Raw genomic sequence first — 24,970 nt, 5'->3', positions numbered from 1 at the left:
CTTAACAAGTTGTTAGGTGTTTTTTAACAACGAGAGCTAAAAATAACGATTACTTTGAATATCCAAGACTCACTTCTCGAGCAGAACAGATTATCATCAGCTATTGAGCAATATTTGAGCTATAAGATAATCCATTCTGCAATTAATTTCAAAGAAATTATTCTTTGATTTTTACTGCAAACCCATTAAAAATGCTTGACACCAGTGATACGGCACCACTCATCTTTCTCTGCAACAGGGTCAATATTAAAGCTTGCACGATAAGCATCAGCAACGCCTTCAGCTTGGCTGGCTAACACGCCAGATAGGCCTAAATGACCACCGGCACGCGGCAGTACACTGATCATTGGTGCAAGCTCACGTAGTGGGCCTGCAAGGATGTTAGCGACCACGACATCAGCCTGAAGGTCTTGAGGTTGGTCTTTGGGTAAATAGAGCGACAGACGCTCTGAGACGCCGTTACGCTGCGCATTATCACGGCTGGCGAGGATAGCTTGTGGATCAATATCGATCCCGATCGCACGCGCTGCACCGAGTTTTAATGCTGCGATAGCTAAGATCCCCGATCCGCAACCGAAATCGATAACGGTTTTGCCTTCAAGATCCAACCCATCCAGCCACTCAAGGCATAGTGAGGTTGTTGGATGAGTACCAGTACCGAATGCTAATCCGGGATCCAACATCACGTTAACTGCGGTTGGATCTGGTACATCACGCCAGCTAGGGCAAATCCATAAACGCTGACCAAAACGCATTGGGTGGAAGTTATCCATCCATTCGCGCTCCCAGTCTTTATCTTCGATTTGTTCGATTTTATGAACGAAGCCAGCGCCGAGTAATGGGCTATTTTCTAACTGAGCGACCACCCATTTCATATCGGTTTCAGCGTCATATAGACCAATAACATCGGTATCGCCCCACAGGCGAGTTTCCCCTGGAAGTGGTTCGAAAACAGGGGTGTCGTGACTGTCTTGGAAAGTGACGGACACGGAGCCTGTTTCCATGAGTTCATCGCCAAGGGCTTCTGCGTCTTTTGCGTTTGAGTTTAGTCTGATTTGTATCCAAGGCATCGTTTTTTTCTCTTTTAAAATGCTCGTTATACTTCACGTTATAGCGTTGTTGGCTGCGCTCGCTAACCCTAGTCACATACTTATGCATGCTCCTAGGGATTAGCTCGTTTGCCGCCTAGCTATAACGCGAATTATTTAGAGCACTAAAATGTTCGTCATTCTTCACGCCATAGCGTTGTTGGCTGCGCTCGCTAACCCTAGTCACATACTTATGCATGCTCCTAGGGATTAGCTCGTTTGCCGCCTAGCTATAACGCGAATTATTTAGAGCACTAAAATGTTCGTCATTCTTCACGCCATAGCGTTGTTGGCTGCGCTCGCTAACCCTAGTCACATACTTGTGTATGCTCCTAGGGATTAGCTTGTTTGCCGCCTAGCTATGACGCGAATAATTTAGAGCATTGCATTTGTTCATTCACATTAGGTAAAGCCAAAATCAGTGAGTGCTAGTTACCTGTTCGTTTGGTGCTGATTGTACTGGATTTTTGCCAAAAAGATTACCAACCAAAAAGGCAATTAGGCTCAGAATCAGTGATGGCACAATGGCGTGGAAGCCCATAATTTCAATTTTGAATGAGGCGAAAATGGCGTAGCAAACGCCACCCACAATCATACCGCTCAGAGCACCAGTGCCGTTAGCTTTTTCCCAATATAATCCGAGAACCAGTGGCCATAGGAATACGGCTTCTAATCCACCAAATGCCAGTAAATTCAACCAGATAATCATTTGTGGTGGGTTCCATGCTGCAATTAGTAATAACGCACCTAAAATTAAGGTTGAGAAGCTGGAAATTCGTGCCAGTTTTTTCTCATTTTTAATTTGCTCAGGTGCTGCATTAAGGTAGATATCTTTCACGATCGTCGCCGAAGATTGCAGTAACTGGGCGTTAATGGTGGACATAATTGCGGCCATTGGTGCTGCCAGGAAAATCCCCGCAGCAAATGGAGGAAGAACCTGAACCATCAAGGTTGGGATCACTTGGTCTGGAATGGTTAAATCCGGTAGTATGGCACGCCCCAAGGCACCGGCGAAGTGCATACCAAACATCAATATTGCCATCACAATGGTGCCAAGAATAATACCTTTATGGACGGCTTTGCTGTCTTTGTAGGAAATACAACGCACTGCGGTATGCGGTAATCCGATAACCCCAAAACAGACTAATACCCAGAATGAGGCCATGAATGGTCCGCTGAGGATGTCATTCGCTCCTTCAGGGGAGACCAATTTCGGGTCGATAGCATGCATTTTTTCCACGGCAGCCGGTAAGCCACCTGCGTGATAGATAATCGCCACCAATAAAATTACCGTTCCAAGCAGCATCACAAGCCCTTGTAAGGCATCATTAAGCACACTGGCTCGGAAGCCGCCGATAGCGGTATACAGCGCAATAGAGACGCCAAAAATAACGAGTCCGTAGGTGTAAGGTATGCCGGCTGCGGTTTCGAGTAATCGAGCGCCACCGATAAACTGTACAGTCATAGCGCCAAAGAAAGCCACCAACAAACTGACACTGGCAAACCAAACGAGAAAACGGCTTTGGTAGCGGGCATATAGCATGTCGTTAAGGGTTACGGCATTATAGCGGCGAGCTAAGATAGCAAATTTTTTGCCAAGCACGCCCAGAGAGAGCCAGATCGCAGGCAGTTGGATCATGGCAAGGAGTACCCAGCCTAGCCCGTATTTGTAGGCGGCACCGGGGCCTCCAATAAAAGAGCTAGCGCTAATGTAAGTCGCGGTGATAGTCATGGCTAAGACAAAGCCGCCCATCGAGCGATTACCTAGGAAATATTCGTTAAGAAATTCGCCTTTCGTGCGTTTTTTATAAGCGTAGAGCGAAAGGAGAAAAACGAGGAGCAGATAGCCGATTAAGGGCAGGAGAACTTCAGTCTGCATCTTTCTCCTCCAACGAGATATCTTTGAATATGAGTTTAACCATCATGATGCATAGCAAAATAAAGATGATAGGGAGAATCAGACATGACCATTCAAACCATAACGGTAACCCGGTAACTCCAAGTGTATTACTGGGTAGATAAGCACAAAGTACCCAACCTATCATGTAGGCAATAGTCAGATATAGCGCCCAACGAGCTTCCCTGTTTGATTGAAGAAAACGTTTGTCCATCCGCTTTTCCTCCTCATGTTGACAAAAATAATCGGGGATTGTACGACAATCTGAAGGGGGAGTGTGAAAAATAGCGTAATAAAACCGATAATCCTGCCATTTATAGGCAAAAAAATACCGGAAATTGACTTTCCGGTATTTGTTTTTAATGACGAAAATGTCGATTATTCAGTGAATTATTCTTGAATACCGAGTTTTTTCTCCAAATAGTGGATATTGGTTCCACCTTTGGCAAAGTTTTCATCATTCATGATCATCTGTTGTAATTCGATGTTGGTTTTAATCCCATCGATGATTAATTCGTTCAGCGCATTCTTCATACGAGCAATCGCGATTTCACGAGTTTCACCGTAAGTGATTAATTTACCGATCATTGAGTCATAGTACGGAGGAACAGAGTAGCCTGCGTAAATATGAGATTCCCAACGAACACCGAAGCCACCCGGAGAGTGGAAACGGGTGATTTTACCTGGGCTTGGCAGGAATGTGTGCGGGTCTTCTGCGTTGATACGACACTCAATCGCGTGACCGTGAACATTGATCTGATCCTGAGTCACAGATAATGCTAAACCGGATGCTACACGCAGCTGTTCTTTGATTAAGTCAACGCCGGTGATCATTTCGGTCACTGGGTGCTCAACCTGAATACGGGTGTTCATTTCAATGAAATAGAATTCGCCGTTTTCAAATAAGAACTCAAAAGTACCTGCACCACGATAGCCGATTTCGATACAAGCTTTCGCACAGCGTTCACCAATATTACGGCGAATTTCTGGGGTGATCCCCGGCGCTGGTGCTTCTTCAACCACTTTTTGGTGGCGGCGCTGCATTGAACAGTCACGTTCTGCTAAATAAACAGCATGACCTTGACCATCTGCCATCACTTGGATTTCAACGTGACGTGGGTTTTCAAGGAATTTTTCCATGTAAACCATGTCATTGTTGAATGCGGCTTTTGCTTCTGCACGGGTCAGGTTAATGGAAGATTCTAAATCTTTCTCATTACGAACCACACGCATACCACGACCACCACCACCACCAGATGCTTTGATGATAACTGGAAAGCCGATACGTTTAGCAATTGTTTTGTTCTTTTCAGTGTCGTTACCTAGTGGACCATCAGAGCCTGGTACACATGGAACACCTGCTTTTTTCATCGCGCTAATCGCCGAAACTTTATCACCCATTAGGCGGATGGTTTCAGCTTTTGGGCCGATAAAAATGAAGCCTGATTGTTCTACTTGTTCTGCAAAGTCAGCGTTTTCAGACAGGAAACCGTATCCTGGGTGAATCGCTTGCGCGCCTGAAATTTCAGCCGCTGCAATGATTGCAGGGACATTCAAGTAGCTTTTTGCCGATGCTGCTGGACCAATACAAATAGTTTCGTCTGCCAGCAACACGTGTTTTAAATCTCTATCTGCCGTGGAGTGAACCGCAACAGTTTCGATGCCGAGTTCTTTACATGCACGCAAAATACGCAGTGCAATTTCCCCACGGTTAGCGATAACAATTTTTTCCAGCATGGAAACGCCTCGTTATTCGATGACAACTAATGGCTCGTCAAATTCTATTGCATCACCGTTTTGCAACAAAATAGCTTTAACAACACCAGCTTTATCTGCTTCGATTTGGTTCATCATTTTCATCGCTTCTACGATGCAAAGAGGATCGCCAACTTTAACAGTTTGACCAACTTCTACGAATGGTTTCGCTTCTGGGCTTGGTGAGCGGTAGAAAGTACCAACCATTGGTGAACGAACTTGGTGACCAGAAACTGCCGCAGGTGCTGCTGGAGCTGCTGCTTCTTGTGCTGGAGCAACTGCGTTAGCTAATGCAGGTTGTTGAGCAACTGGTGCTGGGTAGAACTGTTGAGGTGCAGCCATCATTTGAGATGCTGGTGATACACGACTGATACGTACTGACTCTTCACCTTCAGAAATTTCCAGTTCAGAAATGCCAGATTCTTCAACAAGTTCGATCAGCTTTTTAATTTTACGAATATCCATGGATATGATTCCGTACTCTTATATTTGGATTGAATTAATTAGTCGCACACGGTTAACCGCGGCTTGTAATGCAAAACTGTAACCATCTGCGCCAAGACCACAAATAACTCCATTAGACATATCGGAGAAATAAGAGTGATGACGAAAGGGTTCTCTCGCATAAATATTAGACAGGTGGATCTCGATAAACGGGATACAAACTGCCAATAGCGCATCTCGCAAAGCAACACTGGTATGCGTGAATGCGGCTGGGTTGATTATTATATAATCAACGTTACCTTGTGCTGCATGAATTCTATCGATAAGTTCATGCTCTGCATTTGACTGAAAATGGCTCAACTTCACGCCTAAGTTTTCTGCTTCTTGCATCAAGTTCGATACAATTTCAGTTAGAGGGCGAGGCCCGTATTTATCCGGTTCTCTAGAACCTAGCATGTTTAGGTTCGGCCCGTTAAGGAGCAAAATATGAATATCTTCTGTCATTGTGTTGCTAACTCCGACGATATATCAATAATCTGACAACATAACGCGATGTCGACGGTTTGTCATCTTTTATCATAAAAATAAATAGATTTTTCGCTGACAAGGAACAGCATTATAATTATTTCGTTGCATATAGCAGCAAAATACTGGTCTTATCAGAGAAATTACCCGAATTTATTTTATAAATTGTGCCGTAATCCACATTGTGGCGACACAATCACGCGTGTTGATGATTTAATTTTGAAGGTTTACTAGGGTACGCCCAGTGACTTCGTTTTTTAAGAGTTTTTTTGCGTGCTCGACACACTCTTCTAATGAAATTTCGCAGCTAACTTGCTCATAAAACGCATCAGGTAAGAGTTGCGCTAAGCGTTCCCACACTTTTGGGCGTTTTGCCGCAGGGTAGTAAACTGAATCAACCCCCTGTAGACGAATATTGCGTAAAATAAACGGCATAACTGTTGTAGGAAGGGAGAACCCGCCTGCCAGCCCACATGCAGCCACAGCGCCATTATAGTTCACTTGCGCCAAGATATTGGCCAGCACGTCACCACCAACAGTGTCGATAGCACCAGCCCAACGCTGTTTATCAAGCGGTTTGGCTGGATGAGTAAACTCGCTGCGAGGTAGCACGCTCTTCGCACCCATTTTCAGTAAATAGTCGTGATTTTCTGCGCGGCCTGAAATCGCCACAACGTGATAGCCTAATAAAGAAAGCAATTGGGTGGCGACACTACCGACACCACCGCTGGCACCACTCACTACAATTTCGCCACTTTCAGGGGTGATCCCTGCATCTTCAAGGGCGTTTACGCACAACATGGCGGTAAACCCAGCGGTGCCGATGGTCATGGCATGCTTCAGTGATAATGCTTCAGGAAGCGGTGTTAAATAATCGGCGGGGACTTTTGCTTGGGTGGCGAGTCCACCCCAATGTGTTTCTCCAACTCCCCATCCGGTTAATAGTACGTGTTGGCCAATATGAAAACGGGGATCTTCACTGTGATGAACGATACCTGAGAAATCAATTCCAGGTACCATTGGATATTGACGGACAACGCCAGCTTTTCCATTAATAGCTAGCGCATCTTTATAGTTAATTGTCGACCAGTGAATATCGACGATGACATCGCCGGCGGGTAATGACTCAGTAGGTACATTGAGGATTTCAGGGACGATTTTATCGTCTTGTTGCTGTAAAACGAGCGCTTTCATGATCCACCCCTAATTTTATGATTAAATAAGTGTTTTTTTTAATTTACACACAGGTAAAATCGTTTTCATTGACGCCAGAATGGTATTCACGCTATTACTTATGTAATTAATTTGTAAAAATGCATTTTTTTCTGGCATAACTAGGCTTTTATCATGCAAAATGTCCTACTCTGACTAATACATCAGCGTGTCGACATGGTTATGGCTTAATTTTAAGTTGATAATAGAATCAGCGAAATTTAAGTTCACTTATTTTGTTGTTAAAAAGCTAGATGTATAGCAATAATTAAAATATAAAAATTATATTTGAACTTGTAGACATAATCGCTTGTCACACTGGGAAGAATGCAAAGATGGAGTATATAACAACCAGAGGTTGTCTGATTATTGTGCGCGAATGATGAGTTTTTTTCGATGCATATGAATTAAGGGCAATTTTCGAGGTTTTTATCTGCTTCGTTTTGTTATAGAAGCATGTACGATTTTAGTATGTGAAAATAGATGAATTAACCATATTTATGAAGTGATTGATTTACGCCTTGAGGCAGCTTCAAGTGGTTGGTAGAGTAGACGGGTTTTTATTCGTCCCCAGCTTGCAGGATAATCCTTTCGTTATGTTTAAAAAATTTCGTGGCATGTTTTCTAATGACCTGTCAATTGACTTGGGTACGGCCAATACCCTCATTTATGTCAAAGGACAAGGCGTCAAATTAAATGAACCCTCTGTAGTTGCAATTCGTCAGGATCGCGCGGGCTCGCCAAAAAGCGTTGCTGCGGTTGGTGGTGAAGCGAAACAGATGCTGGGGCGTACACCGGGTAACATTTCCGCAATTCGACCAATGAAAGATGGTGTGATTGCAGACTTTTTCTTAACTGAAAAAATGTTACAACACTTTATCAAGCAAGTTCATAGCAACAGCTTCCTGCGTCCAAGTCCTCGAGTATTAGTCTGTGTGCCAGTTGGTGCCACTCAAGTTGAGCGTAAAGCTATCCGTGAATCTGCATTAAGTGCAGGTGCCCGCGAAGTTTTCTTAATTGAAGAGCCAATGGCAGCGGCAATCGGTGCTGGTTTACCTGTTTCTGAAGCAACAGGTTCTATGGTTGTCGATATCGGTGGTGGTACCACTGAAGTGGCTGTTATCTCCCTGAACGGGGTGGTTTACTCTTCTTCTGTTCGCATTGGTGGTGACCGTTTTGACGAGTCAATCATCAACTATGTGCGTCGTAATTATGGTTCCTTAATTGGTGAAGCAACGGCTGAACGTATCAAACACGGTATTGGTTCTGCTTTCCCAACTGATGAAGTTTATGAAATTGAAGTTCGCGGTCGTAACTTGGCAGAAGGTGTGCCACGCGGATTTAAAATGAACTCCAACGAAATTTTAGAAGCATTACAAGAGCCACTGACCGGTATCGTGAGCGCGGTAATGTTAGCGTTAGAACAGTGCCCACCAGAATTAGCTTCTGATATCTCAGAACGCGGTATGGTATTAACGGGTGGTGGTGCTCTTCTGCGTAATTTAGATCGTTTATTAATGGAAGAGACTGGCATTCCGGTCATCGTTGCTGAAGATCCTTTAACCTGCGTTGCTCGTGGCGGCGGTAAAGCGTTAGAGATGATTGACATGCACGGTGGTGACCTGTTTAGCGAAGACTAAATCACGCCATAAGCAACTGGAGTTTTTTAGCTCCAGTTGCTTTGACTATTTTTTTATTCTCCGACCATTAGCGAAACTTAGCCATACATGAAGCCAATTTTTAGGCGAGGTCCTTCCCTACAGTTACGCATTTTTATTGCAGTGATAATTGCATTGGTGCTGGTGGTGATTGACCATCGATTTGAGCCTTTCAATAAAATCCGTAATTATTTAGACACGGCGGTTAGCCCATTCTATTTTTTAGCTAACGGACCACGTCAATTCCTCGATAATATCTCTGACACCCTTTCAACGCGGGAACAACTCCAGTTTGAGAATAAAGCCCTGCGCCAAGAGTTATTATTAAAAAAAGCGGATAACTTGCTGCTTGAGCAACTCAAACAAGAAAATGCCCGCTTACGCGAACTGTTAGGCTCCCCATTACGCCAAGATGAACACATGATGGTGACGCAAGTCATTTCAGGTGCAAACACGCCTTATCGCGACCAAGTTGTGATAGATAAAGGCAGTAATGACGGTGTTTATGAAGGCCAGCCAGTTATCAGTGATAAAGGCGTGGTAGGTCAGGTCGTTGGTACCAGTAATTTTAATAGCCGAGTTTTATTAATTTGTGATACTGCCCATGCATTGCCTGTGCAAGTCTTGCGTAATGACATTCGTGTTATTGCTGCGGGCTCAGGTTGTGCCGATGACCTGCAATTAGAGCCACTCCCTGGAAATACAGATATTCGTGTTGGTGATGTGTTAGTGACTTCGGGATTAGGTGGACGATTCCCTGAAGGGTATCCTGTCGCGGTTGTTTCAGCGGTGAAGCATGATACTCAACGTGCCTATACCATCATATCTGCAAGACCAAGCGCTGAGTTACAACGCCTACGTTATTTACTCCTGCTGTGGGGCAATGAAAGTGATCCGAAAACCCCATTACAGCCATCCGATGTTTACCGAGCTGCAAATGAGCGTTTAATGAAAGTGTTGCCGCAGGTGTTACCAACACCGAGCGAAATTCAAGGACCACCATTACCACCGTCCATGCAACCTGCACAGCCTCAACCTCAGCCATAAGATAGAGTGAGGGAAATGGTATGATGAAAGGATGGAGAGGAAATCATAATGGATGAGTATCGTGGTAATGGGCGCATCATTATCTGGCTATCTTTTTTTATTGCACTGATTTTGCAGGTAATGCCTTGGCCTGAACAATTGGTATTTTACCGACCATCATGGTTACTGCTGATTTTAATATACTGGGTAATGGCATTACCGCATCGCGTCAGTGTTGGCACCAGCTTTATCTTAGGGATTATTGTCGATTCTATTCAAGGATCAGCATTGGGCGTACATGCACTCTCCTTCAGCATCATTTGTTATCTCGTCGCATACAAGCATCAGCTTTTACGTAACATGGCACTGTGGCAGCAAGCTTTGATTATTGTTGCATTAACGGTGGTGCAAGATCTTGCTGTTTTCTGGGCAGAATTCCTTTCCTCACAAGTCTTATTCCACCCACAAGTATTCTGGAATAGTTTGGTGAATGGCATTCTATGGCCATGGTTATTTTTACTGTTACGAAAAATTCGCCGTCAATTTTCAGTATGTTAAGATTGTGGCCGTTGATGATAACTGGAATGACAATTTATGAGCTTAATTTATCTTGCATCAGGTTCACCGAGACGACGTGAATTAGTCCAACTCCTAGGTTATTCCTTTGAAATCTTGCGTCCCGAAGTGGAAGAAAAATGGCAAGAAGGAGAATCGCCCCAGGAGTATGTCCAGCGCTTGGCGCGAGATAAATCCCGTGCGGGTGTGGCAATTGCCCCTGCGGATCATCCTGTTTTGGGCGCAGATACTATTGTGGTTCTTGACGGTAAAATATTAGAAAAACCGCGAGATACTGCCCATGCTCAGGAAATCCTCAGTGATCTTTCCGGTAAAACACATCAGGTAATGACCGCCATTGCCGTATCAAACACCCATGAGACGTCAACCTCATTGATTACGACAGATGTGACATTCCGCGAGTTATCTTTGCTGGAAATACAGGATTATATACAATCTGGCGAGCCAATGGATAAAGCCGGTGCTTACGGTATCCAAGGCCTCGGTGGACGTTTTATTCGACGCATTAATGGCAGCTATCATGCAGTGGTGGGCTTACCATTGGTTGAAACAGAAGAATTAATACAACGATTTTTAGCGTTAGGTGATGGGAAGGGGAATTCATGACTACGGAACTATTAGTAAACGTAACACCATCTGAAACGCGCGTAGCTTATATTGATGGTGGGATCTTACAAGAAATACATGTTGAAAGAGAGGCGAAAAGAGGGCTAGTAGGGAATATCTACAAAGGTCGTGTGAGCCGCGTTTTACCCGGTATGCAGGCGGCCTTTGTTGATATTGGTCTGGATAAAGCAGCCTTTTTACACGCCTCGGACATTATGCCTCACACCGAATGCATTGCGGGTGACGAGCAGAAAAACTTTCATGTCAGAGATATCGCTGAGCTGGTGAAGCAAGGGCAAGATTTAATTGTCCAAGTGGTTAAAGACCCACTAGGCACCAAAGGCGCAAGGCTCACCACCGACATTACACTGCCTTCTCGTTACTTGGTTTTCATGCCGGGAGCTTCCCATGTTGGCGTATCTCAGCGTATTGACAGCGAAGAAGAAAGAGAGCGTTTAAAAGAGTGCGTCGCACAGTATTGCGATGAAAACGGCGGGTTTATCATTCGTACTGCTGCAGAAGGTGTGGCTGAAGATGACGTCAAACAAGATGCCGCATTTTTAAAACGCTTATGGGCGAAAGTGATTGAACGCAAAAAACGTAATGTCACGCGCACTAAAATTTACGGTGAGCTTTCACTGGCATACCGTATTATTCGCGACTTTGCAGGCGCATCCCTCGACCGTATTCGCGTGGATTCTCGTTTAACCTACACGCAGTTGGAAGAGTTTATTGCGGAATATGTACCGGAAATGACGGCGAAGCTTGAGCTTTACCAAGGCAATCAACCTATTTTTGACTTGTTCGATGTGGAAAATGAAATTCAACGCGCGATGGACAGAAAGGTTGAATTGAAGTCGGGCGGGTATCTGATCATCGACCAAACTGAAGCGATGACCACCATCGATATCAACACTGGCGCATTTGTTGGTCACCGTAATTTAGAAGAAACTATCTTTAATACCAACGTTGAAGCGACTCAAGCCATTGCGCGCCAATTACGATTAAGAAATCTCGGTGGTATTATTATTATCGACTTTATCGATATGTCTGATGTTGAACATCGTCGCCGTGTGTTAGCCTCACTTGAACAAGCTTTAAGTAAAGATAAGGTAAAAACCACCATTAATGGATTCTCTCAGCTAGGATTAGTTGAGATGACACGTAAAAGAACCCGCGAAAGTTTGGAGCATGTGCTGTGCGATACCTGCCCAACTTGCCAAGGCCGCGGTACGGTGAAATCGGTTGAAACCGTATGTTATGAAATTTTGCGTGAAATCGTGAGAGTTCACCGCACAATCGATGCTGATAGATTCTTAGTGTACGCATCAAAAGCGGTGGTGGATGTGCTGACTGGGGATGAATCTCACGCATTAGCGGAAGTTGAAATCTTTGTAGGGAAACAAGTTAAAGTGCAGATTGAGCCGTTATATAGCCAAGAACGCTTTGATGTTGTCATGATGTAGCATTCTGCTTGAAGGAGAAACTGGTGAAACGACTGCCACGTATCGTACTCGTGACAACTGCTGCTGTATTGTTGCTGTGTGCGTTGGTACTCACCAGTTTGCGTTTTCTATTACCCAATATCGATAATTATCGCCAAGAAATTATCACTTACGTTGAAAATAACAGTGATATCTCACTGGATATTGGTCAGATTGAAGGAGCTTGGCGCTATTATGGCCCTGAGCTTATCATTTCCGATGTTGCTATCAAAAACTCAATCACTGATATACAAGTCAACAAAATCACCATCGAGTTAGATATTTGGAACTCGCTATTATCTTTGCGTTGGCGTTTTCGTGATTTGACGTTTTATCAACTGAATGTGGATTATAAAGTCCCACTTAGTTTTGATGGACCAGAAGATGAAACCACGAACTATGATGGCGTGGATGACCTGTTTTTACGGCAGTTTGACCATTTTATTTTAAAAGATAGCCAAGTGACATTTTTGACGCCATCAGACCAAAAGATGACGTTACTGCTGCCAGAACTATCATGGCTTAACCAAGATACCCGTCACCGCGCTCAAGGTTTCGTGAGCCTTGAAACTTTAAATAAGCAAAATAGTTATCTACAAGTAAAGCTGGATGTGTCGGATAAAAACGGCGTACTCAGTGACGGCATGTTCTATTTGCAGGCCGATAACATTGATATGCAGCCTTGGCTCAGCAAGTGGTTACGGGATAATACGGGGCTACGGGACGCCAACTTCAGTTTATCATCGTGGATCACCCTCAAGAATAATCGTATAGATAATGGACTGATCCAGCTACGTCAAGGTGAAGCGAACTGGGGGGAAGAGCCGCTCACGCAAAATCTTCAAGTAAATGATTTACTAGTGCGCATGAAGCGCCAAGGCAACGGTTGGCTGTTTAATATTCCTGAGCTAGATACCCTGAAAACCAATGAATACATCTGGCCGCAAGGAAGTGTCTCCGTTCTGTATTTGCCTACATCGGCAAAATATCAAAATAAAGATCACTGGCGCATTCGCGCAAAAAATATTGAGCTAGAGCGTTTAAGTGAAGTCTTGCCGACATTCTCGTTTATTACGCCAGAATTAGTGCAAGATTGGCAGCATCGTCAGCCGACGGGATTAGTCTCGGAATTTGCCCTCGACCTAACGCAAGACACTGAAGACCATACGCAAATCAGTATGGATTGGCAGGATGTTAGCTGGAAAAAATGGAAAGAACTCCCTTCTGTAAACCATTTCTCAGGCGTACTTATTGGCGGTGCTCAACAAGGGATCCTCTCATTTTCGCTTAAAGATAGTATTGTGGATTATCGCGATGAATTTAAAGCGCCTTTTGAGATTAGTAACGCCAGCGGTAAATTAAATTGGATCAATAACAGCAGCGAATTCAAATTGTGGAGTTCCGGTGTGAATTTGCAAGCTAAGGCGGTTAAAGCCAATGGTGACTTTAGCTATGCGAAAGCGAAACAGCATGATGTTGCTGATTTGGCCATTCTCGCAGGGATCAGCACCGATGATGCAGGAGAAGCTTGGCGCTATTTCCCGCAAAAACTCATGGGGCAGGAGCTCGCTGATTATCTGACCAAAGCGATTATTGCCGGACATGTAGACAATGCGACGCTGGTGTATAAAGGTGACCCCGCTCATTATCCCTACTATAAAAATGACGGGCAATTCCAAGTGTATGTGCCGCTGCGTGATGGCACATTCGAATACGATGACCAATGGCCTGCATTACTGGATTTAAACCTCGATTTAGACTTTAGCCGCGCAAGTTTAGCGATGCATACGGACTCGGTGAAATTAGGGGATGCAACGGCAGAAAATCTCGACGCAGTGATCCATGATTACTTCGATGAAATGTTATATATCGATGCGGGAGTGAGTGGAACGGGCAAACAGATCCAACAATATTTTACCCATACACCACTCAAACATTCCCTTGGCGACACTCTGGATGAGTTACAAATCGATGGCACCGTAACCGGTAAGCTTAATCTCGCTATTCCATTATCGGCTGGGAAAGACGTTATCGCGAAAGGGCAAGTCAATCTTAATAAAAATAATGTGTTTGTACGCCCAATCGATAGCACATTGCACGGATTGACTGGCAGCTTCAAATTTACCAATGGGGATTTAGTCAGCGATAACATCACGGGACAATGGTTAGAACAGCCGGTTTCTTTGGATTTCACGACGTCAACGCGCCCGAAAGATTATTTGGTTGATATTAATCTTGGCGGAAATTGGGAGCTGAATAAAGTTCCTATGCTGCCAAGTGATATCAAAGGAAAAGTCTCTGGTGTGAGTGATTGGAAAAGCCAAATTCATATCACGTTACCAGAGTCATCCAAACAAGCGACAGGGTTACAGATTGAGGTAAGCGCAGGATTAAATAAGCTAAAAAGCCAGTTACCTGCGCTGAATACCGAACTACTGCAACAGCTTGGCAAGATGAATGTTCAAGCGAAAGGCACGACGGAGCAATTAACGGTAGGTGGTGATATTGGTCAACGCCTTGGTTTTAATTCTCTGTGGTCGCTCACCAGTTCGCCATTGAAACTGCAAAAAGCCCACATTGCCCCGTGGAATAGTCAGGTACCTGCGTTACCAAATGGCTCGACCATCTTGGTGGATTTACCTGCTATCGATGACGTGAATTGGGAAAAGTTTGCGAGTGGCTTTTTATCTTCTTCTGCCAGTGAGCAAGTGGGGCAAATTGGCTACCCAGATACCCTTGAGGTTAAAGCGCCATCCGTTTATTTGGCTGGACAGCGTTGGAAAGATTTGAGTTTCTCTTATGATTTATACCGTGATGAACAGCAAATCAATGTAGAAAGTGCAAACCTAAAAGGGCAGCTACAGATTTGGAAGCAGCAGCCATGGACGTTGAGTATTGAGTATCTGTATTACAATCCTCAAGGCTCACTGGCTTCAAGCGAAAAGACCTCTCCGTCGGAAGTATTCGATTTTAGCCAGTGGCCTAAAGTGAATATCCATTGCGCCGAGTGTTGGGTGAGTGGGCAAAAACTGGGCGAAATCACGGCGAAAGTCACGCCAGTGGGGCGGCATACTTTAAAATTAACCGCAGGTTCACTGAAAAACAGTGCCAGTGAGTTAAAGCTGGATGCTCTATGGCGCAGTAATGATGGTAATAAGACTGAGATTGCAGGCTCGCTTACCGGCGAAGCTTTCGATGAAACCGCTGCTTATTTTGGTGTCTTGGTACCGATTATCGATTCCCCATATTCCATTGAATTTGACCTGAATTGGGCGCATGTTCCTTGGGAACCTGAGGTTGCCACGCTGAATGGTAAAATGTCAGCGAAATTAGGGAAAGGCGCGATAGCCCATATGGGGGGCGGCCGTGCTGGGCAGTTACTACGTTTAGTCAGTTTTGATGCATTATTGCGCAAACTTCAGTTAGATTTCCGAGATACGTTCAGTAATGACTTTAACTTTGATTCGATTAAAGGCAATGCGGTCATCAATCAAGGTATTCTAACCTCGAAGGATCTTTATATTGATGGATTAGTCGCAGATATTGCCTTGAATGGTGATATTGACCTTGTTAAGCGTCAAATTAATGTGGAAGCGGTCATTACCCCTGAAATTTCTGCTACAGTAGGTGTAGCCACCGCATTCGTGATTAACCCGTTTGCGGGCGCGGCAGTATTTGCGGCATCGAAAGTCCTTGGTCCGTTGTGGAGTAAAATTTCGGTTATTCGCTATCGCGTAAGCGGTAGTCTGGATGAACCTAAAATTGATGAAGTACTACGTCAGCTTAAGGAGACTCAAGAGTAATGAAAACGGGTAATGTTGCACTTTTGCAGTTATGTAGTGGTAAGAATACAAAACACAATTTGGCACAGATAGAGCAGCAAATTAAACAGTTGCCTGATACCGTGCAGTTAGTTCTTACTCCTGAAAACGCATTGCTATTTGCTGATGCTGCAACCTATCGTAAACAGGCTGAAACTGAAGGTAATGGCCCATTACAAGAGGCCATCCGTGCGATGGCTATCCGTTACAATGTGTGGATCCTGATTGGGTCAATGCCATTGATTAGCCGTGAAGATCCTGAACGTATTACCAGCAGTAGCTTACTGTTTGATGCGAAAGGGAATATCACTGCGCGTTACGATAAAATTCATATGTTCGATGTGAACATCGAAGATGAACAAGGCGAGTATAACGAATCGGTTATTTATCAACGTGGTGAGCACCTGACTGTGGTTGATACGCCAGTAGGCCGCTTAGGTTTGACCATTTGTTATGACTTACGTTTCCCTGGCTTATTCCAAGCATTACGTGAACAAGGTGCAGAGATTATTTCCGTCCCTGCGGCGTTTACTCGTTATACTGGACAAGCTCACTGGGAGCCACTGTTAAGAGCCCGTGCGATTGAAAACCAGTGCTATGTTTTAGCGCCAGCGCAAGTTGGGGTGCATGGTACGCGTCGTACATGGGGACATACTCTCGCCGTAGATGGCTGGGGTAAGGTGATGAAAAAGAATGTGGATGCTGTTTCTGCGTTGGTCGTGAATGTCCAGCCAAACAGCTTAAATGTGATGCGTGAACAGATCCGAGTGGTGAAACATAACCGCTTTAGACCACAATTAACATCATTGATTAAAAAATAAACTAAATAAGAGTAACGAATATGAGTTTAGCTTCTGTCAGCGAGCATTTGCTGGCTGCCAACGGTCTTGGTCAAGATAATCTGTATGATATTTTAGGGCTGCTATCTGAGCGCCGTGTTGATTATGGGGATCTCTTTTTTCAGTCTAGCTACCATGAATCATGGGTTTTAGAAGACCGAATCATTAAAGACGGCTCCTACAATATTGACCAAGGTGTTGGGGTTCGAGCGATTACGGGTGAAAAAACGGGTTTTGCCTACGCCGATCAAATTTCATTGCTAGCGCTAACTCAAAGCGCCACGGCAGCCCGTAGTATCGTCACTGAACAAGGCACTAGAAAGTCACAGATTTTAACCAATGTAGACTACAAAAAACTCTATTCAGAAGCAGATCCTTTGCGTAGCTTACCGCGCGAACAGAAAATTGAATTGCTGCATCGCGTTGACCAAGTGGCGCGCGCTGAAGATCCTCGTGTGATTGAAGTGAATGCCAGTTTAACGGGTGTGTATGAGCAAGTACTGGTCGCTGCAACCGATGGCACATTAGCGACGGATATTCGACCTCTGGTGCGTTTATCGGTGAGTGTGCTGGTGGAACATGATGGCAAACGTGAACGCGGAGCAAGCGGTGGCGGTGGTCGTTATGGTTATGAATATTTCCTCGAAATCCATCAAGGGCAAGTCGTCGCGGAGCAGTATGCGCGTGAAGCTGTACGTATGGCATTAGTGAATTTATCGGCAGTTGCCGCTCCCGCAGGCACGATGCCTGTCGTATTAGGGGCTGGCTGGCCGGGCGTTCTGCTCCATGAAGCTGTGGGTCATGGCTTGGAAGGCGATTTTAACCGTCGTGGCACCTCCGTTTTCTCAGGAAAAATGGGCGAGCAAGTGGCATCGTCCCTGTGTACTGTGGTGGATGATGGAACCATTGCGGGGCGTCGCGGTTCACTAGCGATTGATGATGAAGGGGTTCCGGGCCAATACAATGTGTTGATTGAGAATGGAATTCTACGTAACTATATTCAAGATAAGCATAACGCTCGTTTAATGGGTGTGGCACCAACAGGGAATGCACGTCGTGAATCTTACGCCCATTTACCAATGCCTCGCATGACAAATACCTATATGTTAGCGGGTGAATCAACACCGGAAGAGATTATTGCCAGTGTTGAAAAAGGGTTGTATGCGCCGAATTTTGGTGGTGGTCAGGTGGATATCACATCGGGTAAATTTGTGTTTTCAACCTCTGAAGCTTACTTAATTGAAAATGGTAAAATTACCTCACCAGTGAAGGGTGCGACCTTGATTGGTTCTGGTGTTGAAGCTATGCAGCAGATCTCCATGGTTGGTAATGACCTTGCGTTGGATAAAGGCGTGGGCGTTTGTGGTAAAGAAGGGCAAAGCGTGCCAGTGGGTGTGGGGCAACCGACACTGAAACTCGATAAAATGACCGTGGGTGGCACCGCGTAATCACACGTTAAGATAGTCTTTTATTTATTCGCCCTAGTTACGAATGTGACTGGGGCGATTGTTTATCTGCTCAGCAAAAATGATTGAGGCATTATGAATAAACGTATTATTTCTCTAGTGTTAATGGCAATTTTGATTGCTATTAGCCTGTACTTTAAAGGTGGCGAGCAGGGCGTACCGGAACCATCTTCTGGTACACCATCAACGACGCAAACTATATCAAGTACACCAAGTTCACCACCTTCCCGCGAAGCGATAACTCCGCGTGAAACGCCAAAAACCATTGATCAACTGACCGCTCAGAACAATGTGGTGAGTTTTATGGAAAAATACCAAAAACTTCCTGCATTTTACATGACGAAAAAACAGGCAAGAGAAGCGGGGTGGGATGCTAAAAAAGGGAATTTATGTGAAGTTTTACCCGGTAGAGCCATTGGTGGCGACCGTTTTTCTAACCGTGAAAAAGGCCTGCCTATTGCACAGGGACGCCAGTGGTTTGAAGCTGATATCAATTATCGTTGCGGGCATCGTGGTGCGGACCGTCTACTCTATTCTTCTGATGGGATGATCTTTGTCAGTACAGACCATTATAAAACGTTCCAACAAGTTAAATAATTGGGGGCAGCGATGAGCAAGACCGTCGTTTTTGATTTTCGTGAAATAGATAGCCTCGAGGCATTTTATCAGCAATTTCAGCAACAGTTCTCGCTTCCTAAATGGTTTGGTCATAATCTCGATGGATTATGGGATGTGATTACTGGGGAAATAGAGTTACCCGTTACGCTGATTTTTAGTTATTTAAAGGCTGCTCAGCGTACGCAATTTTCATCAGTGATTGAATTGATGAATGAAGCAGAAGAAGAGCTGGATGAAGCATTTATTTTTCTTATAGATATCACGAATAATGAGAATGAAGCTTCTAAAACCTCATGCTAAATTTGCGCAATGATTCTGCGTTTAGCCATATTTTGGTGGCGATTAATATTGAGGACGATTAAGTGAACGGTAAAAAAATTGTCATTGTTCATGGTTATACAGCATCACCGAATGATAATTGGTTTGACTGGTTAAAAAATGAATTAGAAGCTTTAGGGGCGACGGTTGATGTGCCTGCATTACCGGAATCAAACTCTCCTGACCCGCAAAAATGGCAGCAATGTTTACTCGATGCCAATATTCAGTTTGATGAAAATACTATTTTAGTGGGGCATAGTTTAGGGTGCATTACGGCATTACGTTTTCTGGAAAATAATGCGCCGGAAGGGGTTAAAATTGGTGGTTATGTGCTAGTTTCTGGGTTTGTTCGCTCATTGGAGACGCTGTCTGATTTGGCTGAACATACTCAGTTTTCATTGGATTATAATAAATTGATTGGCATAACTGATAAGCGAGCTTCGATTGTTTCTTCCAATGATTGGGTCGTGGAACCTGAAGCTTCAATTGAGTTAGCAAAGGCATTAAAAACCTCTCTCACAATGGTAGAAAGTGCGGGGCATTTCCTTGATAGAGAAGGCTATACCCGACTTCCTGCGCTACTCAATCTTCTACGATTTTGGTATTAAAAAATTCCCCTATGTTTTGCCGCATAGGGGGATTTTTATTGGATAAAACCTGGAAATTAGTTGCTATCAGAAAGCTCTTTCAGATATTGGAAAATCTGACGGTATGCTTTTGGTGGTTTATTCCCATCACGCTCCTTCTTCGCATTACGCACTAATACGCGCAGTTGCTGGCGATCAGTTTGTGGGAACAGTGCAACCACATCTTCAATCACTTCATCACCATCTGCTAATAAACGGTTACGCAGATCTTCCAGCTTGTGAAAAATGACAGCTTGCTGGTTATGACGGTTTTTCAGCTTATCGAGGGCTTCAGTGATCGGTTCAACTTCACGGAAACGTAACAGTTTACCGATGAGCTGTAATTGACGACGACGGCCTTCACGCTTAATTCTTTGTGCTAATTCAATAGCCTCAAGTAATTGAGGGTCTAATGGGATGCGTTCAAGCTCGCTTTTACTTAAATCAACAAGTTCAGCCCCCAGTTTTTTGAGGATCTCTGCATCGCGTTTAATTTCGCTTTTGCTGACCCAAATAATCTCATCGTCCTCATCTTCTTCGGGCGCTGGGATATCATCCAGCCAGTCTTCAGGCTGTTTGGCCATAGGGATTTTCCTTTTTACTAAACGCCGCCGTGTAATTACGAGTAATTAGCATGATTTACGGCGTTGTGAGTGTTAACATTTATAGATTAACTCTATTGTAACTGGGAAAACCCCCTTATGACTACCTGACATTGATATGTCGAGGTAGAAAATCACTTTTCCCCTCTTTATTGGATAAAATGCATGAGTGTTACTGAACAAGTTGCCGAACAACGTAAACAATTAGAACAAGCCGTCGCCCACGCATTGGAATTCGCCAAAAGCCGTTGTGATGGCGCTGAAGTCGCAGTCAATAAAAGTACTGGCATTAGCGTGAGTACTCGCCAAGGTGACGTGGAGAATGTGGAATTTAACAGTGATGGGGCGCTTGGGATCACGGTTTACCATAAACAGCGCAAAGGCAGTGCGTCTTCAACGGATTTAAGCGACGAAGCGATTGAGCGTACTGTTCAAGCTGCGATTGATATTGCGAATTACACCTCTGAAGACCCATGCGCAGGCCCTGCTGAAAAATCATTACTGGCATTTGATGCACCGGATTTAAACTTGTTCCAAGCTACGGAGCTTTCCCCTGAGGAAGCAATCAAACTGGCATCGATTGCAGAAATGACCGCATTAAATGCAGATTCACGCATTGTGAATACGGAAGGCGGTAGCTTCAATGGGCACTATGGTATCCGTGTCTTTGGTAACTCTCTTGGTCTATTAAAGAGTTACAGTTCTAGCCGTTATTCGATGTCGAGCTGCGTGATCGCCGAGCAAAGTGGCGCAATGGAGCGTGATTATGCATACACCATCGCACGTAGCATGCAGGCATTAAAATCCCCTGAGTGGGTAGGCCAAGAATGTGCCCGCCGTACATTATCTCGCTTATCACCGCGTAAATTGCCAACAATGAAAGCCCCCGTTATTTTTGCCTCAGAAGTGGCAACAGGGTTATTTGGTCATTTAGTTGGTGCTATCAGCGGCAGCAGCATTTACCGTAAATCATCATTCTTAATGGATAGCCTTGGCAAACAAATTTTACCAAGCTGGTTAACCATCAATGAGCAACCACACTTAATGGGCGGTTTAGCCTCATCCCCATTTGACAGTGAAGGTGTGCGCACCATCGAGCGCAATATTGTGGAAAATGGCGTTCTGCAAACATGGCTAATGACCAGTTATTCTGCACGTAAACTGGGACTGCAAAGCACGGGTCATGCGGGCGGGATCCATAACTGGCGCATTGAAGGGCAAGGCTTATCATTTGACGCTTTGTTGAAGCAAATGGGCACAGGTTTAGTGGTTACTGAGCTGATGGGGCAGGGTGTGAGTGGGATTACGGGGGATTATTCCCGTGGTGCATCTGGTTTTTGGGTAGAAAATGGCGAAATTCAGTATCCGGTGAGCGAAATTACTATTGCGGGTAATTTAAAGGATATGTGGATGAACATGGTGACTATCGCCGATGATATCGAAACGCGCAGCAATATTCAGTGTGGTTCTGTGTTGATCCCTGAAATGAGTATTGCAGGGCAGTAATTTGTAGTTATTCAATAAGCTCTAAATAGCAAAAAGGCACTCAATGAGTGCCTGAATACCGCCTGAAGACTAATGAGAGTTTCTTGATGGAAACTTTTTTCGGCTAGTCTTCTTTCTCTTGTTGAGCATCGCAACTAGCGATGGAACTCGCCAGCCGCTTCAGGTTGATAAACAATTTCTAACACACGAACACGGGTTTCTACGCCGTTTGGCAGTGCCCAGCTAATTTCGTCGTTAACATGTAAACCTAATAACGCTGCACCGATTGGTGCCATCACGGACAGTTGTTCTGCACTATCTTTGAGAGAGGCAGGATAAACCAGTGTGCGTGTGCGCTCTTCGTTACTGATTAAATCTAAGAAACGAACAGTGCTGTTCATCGTGACCACATCTGCAGGGATCTCTTGTGGAGAGACGATATCTGCGCGGTCTAATTCGTCGTTGAGTGCTTCAGCAACAGGCGTACCCGCGTAAGCGGCTTGCTCCATCAGTGCATCTAAGCGTTCTGCATCTAAATCATTGATAATAATTGTTGGCTTTGTCATACCACACTCCAATAGGGACATACAAAGCAAACACCCCCCACCCAGAAGGCAGGGGGTGTTTGCTAGAAAATAGATTATGTAAAATATTAGGCGCTATAGGCATTAAAGGGAAGAGATCGGGATCACGAACTCGGTGCCTATGCGTGTAAAACCGTGTATATCGCTCTGTTCGCTAAGATGTAATGAGTTGAACTACTCTTCGTCAAATCCACTTTCAAACAGTTTAATGATTGCGGATAACGCCAAATCTTCATCGGGTCCGCTAACCTCGATATCAATTTTACTACCTTGTTCCGAGTCTAACATCAACATCGCAATAACGCTATCCGCCTCGGCCTCAATTTGACTGTCATTTTTTAAAATGACTCTAGAGCTAAATTGTTTAACTAAATCATAGAGAAGCATCGCTGGTCTAGCATGCATACCAAGACGGTTTTTCAGTGTAATCGTCGCTTTGACGGTCATTGCTTGCGTTTTTCCAACGTTCTGTGGCGTGACTGGACGTTTTTCCCACGGGAGCGGAAATAATCAGCCAGCTGTTCTGCAACATATACCGAACGGTGTTTCCCTCCTGTACAGCCGATGGCGACGGTGAGATAGCTACGGTTATTGGTTTCTAACATCGGCAACCATAACTCTAAGTAACTACGAGTCTGGTAAATAAAGTTATGAACCTCTGTGTGTCTATCTAAGAAGGCCGCAACAGGACGATCTAAACCGGTCATTGGGCGCAGTTTAGGATCCCAGTGTGGGTTTGGTAAAAAGCGCACATCGAAAACGTAGTCAGCATCAATTGGGATACCGTGTTTGAAACCGAAGGACTCAAACACCATAGTCAGCTCGCGCTCGCGTTTGCCCATTAAGCGAGTTCTGAGCATTTCCGCTAATTCGTGCACTGACATTTCTGAGGTATCAATGACCAAGTCAGCACGGGAGCGTAGCGGCTCTAATAGCTCGTTTTCTTCATCGATGGCACTTTCTAAGGATAAATTTTTACTTGAAAGTGGGTGTAATCGACGGGTATCGCTGTAACGACGAATTAATGTGTTGCGATCCGCATCCAGAAATAGCAGTTGTGGGGAGAAGGTTGATGGCAGTTTATCAATCGCTTCTTCGAACACTTCTGGATTGTCGGGCATATTACGCACGTCAATGCTCACGGCCGCAGAAATATTGCGATCGGCAAGTGAATTAGCTAATTCCGGCAGTAAAACTACCGGAAGGTTATCCACACAATAGAAACCCATATCTTCCAGCGCGCGTAGGGCAACGGATTTTCCCGAACCGGAACGGCCGCTGACAATCATCAGCACCATGAGCTAACTCCCTTCTGTCTCTTAAGGATTTATATCTTAATGATCGATTTCTCACTGATCACACATTTCTAATTGATCAAACACGTCTGACTATTTTGCATTTTGCGGTGTTTTACGATACAGAATGAAAGAAATCATAACAATATCATTAGGCTGGCATCAACACATATTAGTTATTACTTACTCAATGATGATCTGGTATAACTCTTCGTCACTTTTCGCACTGCGCAGACGCTTACAGAATGTTTTGTCCGCTAATTTTTTAGCAATAAGAGACAAAGTATGTAAGTGAGTTTTACATTGATCCGATGGAACAAGTAATGCAAAAAGCAGATCAACAGGTTGGTTATCAATCGCATCAAACGCAATGGGTTCTTCTAAATGTAAAAACACGCCAGCGGCGCGTGCACTTTCGCCTTCATTGAGTTTGCCATGAGGGATTGCAATCCCACCACCAATACCCGTGGTGCCAACTTTTTCTCTGGTTAGTAACGCTTCAAATACCGTATTTTCCGGTAATTCCAACTCGGCGGCTGCTAACTCACTAATAATTTCTAATGCTCTCTTCTTACTGGTGCAAACTAAATTATTACGTGTGCAACTGGCAGATAAAACATCGCTTAATTGGATTTCTATATCACTATTCATTTTATTATTCACTTAGGACTACAAAACCAGATGATGTATGCCACCATCTGGTTCAGAACATTAATCAGTCAACGACTGGCTAAATGTATTAGTGTTGTCTCAGTTTTTCTTTATGTTTGGTTAATTGGCGTGACAGCTTATCAAGGAGTAAATCAAGTGCCGCGTACATATCGTCGTCTTCCGCTGATGCGTGAAGTTCTGCGCCGTTGAGTTGCAGGGTGGCTTCAGCAATTTGCTGAACTTTTTCCACTTTCAGAACAACTTGGATATTGTTAATACGATCAAACAATTGCTCTAATTTCTTGAGTTTTTTCTCAACCGTTTCGCGCAATGCCGGTGTAACTTCAATATTGTGTCCAGTAATCTGAAATTCCATACAATCTTCCTTATATTA

The 24,970-nt window shown here is 44.4% G+C and carries 25 protein-coding genes; 12 read left to right on the top strand and 13 right to left on the bottom strand.

Translation table 11 applies throughout. The annotated features are described in order from the left end of the window. Positions 1–185: 185 nt before the first annotated feature. From prmA to LDO73_RS14980, 7 genes are all read right to left on the bottom strand, one after another. Positions 186–1,070 carry a 50S ribosomal protein L11 methyltransferase gene (gene prmA / locus LDO73_RS15010; protein ID WP_224059075.1) on the bottom strand — a complete coding sequence of 295 codons (885 nt, stop codon included), beginning with the start codon at positions 1,068–1,070 and terminating at the stop codon, positions 186–188. Positions 1,071–1,506: 436 nt separating this feature from the next. Beyond that, positions 1,507–2,967, bottom strand: a complete 1,461-nt coding sequence (gene panF / locus LDO73_RS15005; RefSeq protein ID WP_224059073.1) for a sodium/pantothenate symporter — start codon at positions 2,965–2,967, stop codon at positions 1,507–1,509. Beyond that, positions 2,957–3,199, bottom strand: a complete 243-nt coding sequence (locus LDO73_RS15000; protein ID WP_224059071.1) for a DUF997 family protein — start codon at positions 3,197–3,199, stop codon at positions 2,957–2,959. Before LDO73_RS15000 ends, panF begins: the two co-directional genes overlap by 11 nt. Before the next feature lie 176 nt (positions 3,200–3,375). Next, complete coding sequence (gene accC, locus LDO73_RS14995) at positions 3,376–4,722, bottom strand: acetyl-CoA carboxylase biotin carboxylase subunit (protein ID WP_224059069.1); 1,347 nt, start codon at positions 4,720–4,722, stop codon at positions 3,376–3,378. A 12-nt stretch (positions 4,723–4,734) separates the two neighbouring features. Then, the gene (accB, locus tag LDO73_RS14990; RefSeq protein ID WP_224059067.1) at positions 4,735–5,205 is read right to left on the bottom strand and encodes an acetyl-CoA carboxylase biotin carboxyl carrier protein; all 471 of its coding nucleotides are present in this window, start codon (positions 5,203–5,205) and stop codon (positions 4,735–4,737) included. A gap of 18 nt (positions 5,206–5,223) precedes the next feature. After that, on the bottom strand, positions 5,224–5,688 hold the full coding sequence (gene aroQ / locus LDO73_RS14985; RefSeq protein ID WP_154603470.1) for a type II 3-dehydroquinate dehydratase: 465 nt from the start codon (positions 5,686–5,688) through the stop codon (positions 5,224–5,226). Positions 5,689–5,922: 234 nt separating this feature from the next. Then, positions 5,923–6,903 (bottom strand): oxidoreductase, encoded by a 981-nt coding sequence (locus LDO73_RS14980; protein WP_224059066.1) that lies wholly within the window; start codon positions 6,901–6,903, stop codon positions 5,923–5,925. 614 nt (positions 6,904–7,517) lie between these two features. Between LDO73_RS14980 and LDO73_RS14975 the strand changes: the two genes are divergently transcribed. The 11 genes from LDO73_RS14975 (at position 7,518) to LDO73_RS14925 (ending at position 19,941) form a co-directional block, all read left to right on the top strand. Beyond that, complete coding sequence (locus LDO73_RS14975) at positions 7,518–8,561, top strand: rod shape-determining protein (RefSeq protein WP_006662897.1); 1,044 nt, start codon at positions 7,518–7,520, stop codon at positions 8,559–8,561. A gap of 87 nt (positions 8,562–8,648) precedes the next feature. Beyond that, positions 8,649–9,626 carry a rod shape-determining protein MreC gene (mreC, locus tag LDO73_RS14970; RefSeq protein WP_224059064.1) on the top strand — a complete coding sequence of 326 codons (978 nt, stop codon included), beginning with the start codon at positions 8,649–8,651 and terminating at the stop codon, positions 9,624–9,626. A gap of 48 nt (positions 9,627–9,674) precedes the next feature. Next, positions 9,675–10,163 carry a rod shape-determining protein MreD gene (gene mreD, locus LDO73_RS14965; RefSeq protein WP_224059062.1) on the top strand — a complete coding sequence of 163 codons (489 nt, stop codon included), beginning with the start codon at positions 9,675–9,677 and terminating at the stop codon, positions 10,161–10,163. A gap of 36 nt (positions 10,164–10,199) precedes the next feature. After that, the gene (locus LDO73_RS14960) at positions 10,200–10,787 is read left to right on the top strand and encodes a Maf family protein (RefSeq protein ID WP_224059060.1); all 588 of its coding nucleotides are present in this window, start codon (positions 10,200–10,202) and stop codon (positions 10,785–10,787) included. After that, entirely contained in the window at positions 10,784–12,253 is a 1,470-nt protein-coding gene (gene rng, locus LDO73_RS14955; protein WP_154603465.1) for a ribonuclease G, read from the top strand. The genes LDO73_RS14960 and rng overlap by 4 nt, the downstream gene beginning before the upstream one ends. A gap of 23 nt (positions 12,254–12,276) precedes the next feature. Next, the gene (yhdP, locus tag LDO73_RS14950) at positions 12,277–16,074 is read left to right on the top strand and encodes an AsmA2 domain-containing protein YhdP (protein ID WP_224059058.1); all 3,798 of its coding nucleotides are present in this window, start codon (positions 12,277–12,279) and stop codon (positions 16,072–16,074) included. Beyond that, entirely contained in the window at positions 16,074–16,913 is an 840-nt protein-coding gene (gene nit1, locus LDO73_RS14945; RefSeq protein ID WP_224059056.1) for a deaminated glutathione amidase, read from the top strand. Before yhdP ends, nit1 begins: the two co-directional genes overlap by 1 nt. A gap of 20 nt (positions 16,914–16,933) precedes the next feature. Beyond that, entirely contained in the window at positions 16,934–18,379 is a 1,446-nt protein-coding gene (gene tldD / locus LDO73_RS14940) for a metalloprotease TldD (RefSeq protein WP_224059054.1), read from the top strand. A 93-nt stretch (positions 18,380–18,472) separates the two neighbouring features. After that, positions 18,473–18,994, top strand: coding sequence for a ribonuclease domain-containing protein (locus LDO73_RS14935; RefSeq protein WP_224059052.1), 522 nt, complete (start codon positions 18,473–18,475; stop codon positions 18,992–18,994). Positions 18,995–19,006: 12 nt separating this feature from the next. After that, a complete protein-coding gene (locus LDO73_RS14930) occupies positions 19,007–19,315 on the top strand; it encodes a barstar family protein (protein WP_224059050.1) in 309 nt (102 codons plus the stop codon). 62 nt (positions 19,316–19,377) lie between these two features. Beyond that, positions 19,378–19,941, top strand: a complete 564-nt coding sequence (locus tag LDO73_RS14925; protein WP_224059047.1) for an RBBP9/YdeN family alpha/beta hydrolase — start codon at positions 19,378–19,380, stop codon at positions 19,939–19,941. Between the two features lie 56 nt (positions 19,942–19,997). Here LDO73_RS14925 and yjgA read toward each other — a convergent pair whose 3' ends face one another. Continuing rightward, positions 19,998–20,543, bottom strand: a complete 546-nt coding sequence (yjgA, locus tag LDO73_RS14920; protein ID WP_224059045.1) for a ribosome biogenesis factor YjgA — start codon at positions 20,541–20,543, stop codon at positions 19,998–20,000. 183 nt (positions 20,544–20,726) lie between these two features. On the opposite strand from yjgA, the gene pmbA reads away from it, so the two are divergent. Continuing rightward, positions 20,727–22,067: a metalloprotease PmbA gene (gene pmbA / locus LDO73_RS14915; protein WP_224059043.1), complete on the top strand. Its 1,341-nt coding sequence runs from the start codon at positions 20,727–20,729 to the stop codon at positions 22,065–22,067. 134 nt (positions 22,068–22,201) lie between these two features. Here pmbA and rnk read toward each other — a convergent pair whose 3' ends face one another. From rnk to hpf, 5 genes are all read right to left on the bottom strand, one after another. Next, the gene (gene rnk / locus LDO73_RS14910; RefSeq protein WP_006659086.1) at positions 22,202–22,612 is read right to left on the bottom strand and encodes a nucleoside diphosphate kinase regulator; all 411 of its coding nucleotides are present in this window, start codon (positions 22,610–22,612) and stop codon (positions 22,202–22,204) included. A gap of 192 nt (positions 22,613–22,804) precedes the next feature. Continuing rightward, complete coding sequence (gene npr / locus LDO73_RS14905) at positions 22,805–23,077, bottom strand: PTS phosphocarrier protein NPr (protein ID WP_224059041.1); 273 nt, start codon at positions 23,075–23,077, stop codon at positions 22,805–22,807. Further along, the gene (gene rapZ, locus LDO73_RS14900; RefSeq protein WP_036956106.1) at positions 23,074–23,928 is read right to left on the bottom strand and encodes an RNase adapter RapZ; all 855 of its coding nucleotides are present in this window, start codon (positions 23,926–23,928) and stop codon (positions 23,074–23,076) included. The genes npr and rapZ overlap by 4 nt, the downstream gene beginning before the upstream one ends. 180 nt (positions 23,929–24,108) lie before the next feature. Then, positions 24,109–24,576, bottom strand: coding sequence for a PTS IIA-like nitrogen regulatory protein PtsN (ptsN, locus tag LDO73_RS14895; RefSeq protein ID WP_224059039.1), 468 nt, complete (start codon positions 24,574–24,576; stop codon positions 24,109–24,111). An 88-nt stretch (positions 24,577–24,664) separates the two neighbouring features. Beyond that, positions 24,665–24,952, bottom strand: a complete 288-nt coding sequence (hpf, locus tag LDO73_RS14890; protein ID WP_224059025.1) for a ribosome hibernation promoting factor — start codon at positions 24,950–24,952, stop codon at positions 24,665–24,667. Between the last annotated feature and the right edge of the window lie 18 nt (positions 24,953–24,970).

Source organism: Providencia alcalifaciens, from assembly GCF_915403165.1.
Lineage (GTDB): Bacteria > Pseudomonadota > Gammaproteobacteria > Enterobacterales > Enterobacteriaceae > Providencia > Providencia alcalifaciens_C.
This window is presented reverse-complemented; position numbering and strand designations above follow the sequence as displayed.

Excerpts from the sequence above, each read along its gene's own strand:
- prmA (WP_224059075.1), bottom strand. The coding sequence starts at position 1,070 with ATGCCTTGGATACAAATCAGACTAAACTCAAACGCAAAAGACGCAGAA.
- panF (WP_224059073.1), bottom strand. The coding sequence starts at position 2,967 with ATGCAGACTGAAGTTCTCCTGCCCTTAATCGGCTATCTGCTCCTCGTT.
- LDO73_RS15000 (WP_224059071.1), bottom strand. The coding sequence starts at position 3,199 with ATGGACAAACGTTTTCTTCAATCAAACAGGGAAGCTCGTTGGGCGCTA.
- accC (WP_224059069.1), bottom strand. The coding sequence starts at position 4,722 with ATGCTGGAAAAAATTGTTATCGCTAACCGTGGGGAAATTGCACTGCGT.
- accB (WP_224059067.1), bottom strand. The coding sequence starts at position 5,205 with ATGGATATTCGTAAAATTAAAAAGCTGATCGAACTTGTTGAAGAATCT.
- aroQ (WP_154603470.1), bottom strand. The coding sequence starts at position 5,688 with ATGACAGAAGATATTCATATTTTGCTCCTTAACGGGCCGAACCTAAAC.
- LDO73_RS14980 (WP_224059066.1), bottom strand. The coding sequence starts at position 6,903 with ATGAAAGCGCTCGTTTTACAGCAACAAGACGATAAAATCGTCCCTGAA.
- LDO73_RS14975 (WP_006662897.1), top strand. The coding sequence starts at position 7,518 with ATGTTTAAAAAATTTCGTGGCATGTTTTCTAATGACCTGTCAATTGAC.
- mreC (WP_224059064.1), top strand. The coding sequence starts at position 8,649 with ATGAAGCCAATTTTTAGGCGAGGTCCTTCCCTACAGTTACGCATTTTT.
- mreD (WP_224059062.1), top strand. The coding sequence starts at position 9,675 with ATGGATGAGTATCGTGGTAATGGGCGCATCATTATCTGGCTATCTTTT.
- LDO73_RS14960 (WP_224059060.1), top strand. The coding sequence starts at position 10,200 with ATGAGCTTAATTTATCTTGCATCAGGTTCACCGAGACGACGTGAATTA.
- rng (WP_154603465.1), top strand. The coding sequence starts at position 10,784 with ATGACTACGGAACTATTAGTAAACGTAACACCATCTGAAACGCGCGTA.
- nit1 (WP_224059056.1), top strand. The coding sequence starts at position 16,074 with ATGAAAACGGGTAATGTTGCACTTTTGCAGTTATGTAGTGGTAAGAAT.
- tldD (WP_224059054.1), top strand. The coding sequence starts at position 16,934 with ATGAGTTTAGCTTCTGTCAGCGAGCATTTGCTGGCTGCCAACGGTCTT.
- LDO73_RS14935 (WP_224059052.1), top strand. The coding sequence starts at position 18,473 with ATGAATAAACGTATTATTTCTCTAGTGTTAATGGCAATTTTGATTGCT.
- LDO73_RS14930 (WP_224059050.1), top strand. The coding sequence starts at position 19,007 with ATGAGCAAGACCGTCGTTTTTGATTTTCGTGAAATAGATAGCCTCGAG.
- yjgA (WP_224059045.1), bottom strand. The coding sequence starts at position 20,543 with ATGGCCAAACAGCCTGAAGACTGGCTGGATGATATCCCAGCGCCCGAA.
- pmbA (WP_224059043.1), top strand. The coding sequence starts at position 20,727 with ATGAGTGTTACTGAACAAGTTGCCGAACAACGTAAACAATTAGAACAA.
- rnk (WP_006659086.1), bottom strand. The coding sequence starts at position 22,612 with ATGACAAAGCCAACAATTATTATCAATGATTTAGATGCAGAACGCTTA.
- npr (WP_224059041.1), bottom strand. The coding sequence starts at position 23,077 with ATGACCGTCAAAGCGACGATTACACTGAAAAACCGTCTTGGTATGCAT.
- rapZ (WP_036956106.1), bottom strand. The coding sequence starts at position 23,928 with ATGGTGCTGATGATTGTCAGCGGCCGTTCCGGTTCGGGAAAATCCGTT.
- ptsN (WP_224059039.1), bottom strand. The coding sequence starts at position 24,576 with ATGAATAGTGATATAGAAATCCAATTAAGCGATGTTTTATCTGCCAGT.
- hpf (WP_224059025.1), bottom strand. The coding sequence starts at position 24,952 with ATGGAATTTCAGATTACTGGACACAATATTGAAGTTACACCGGCATTG.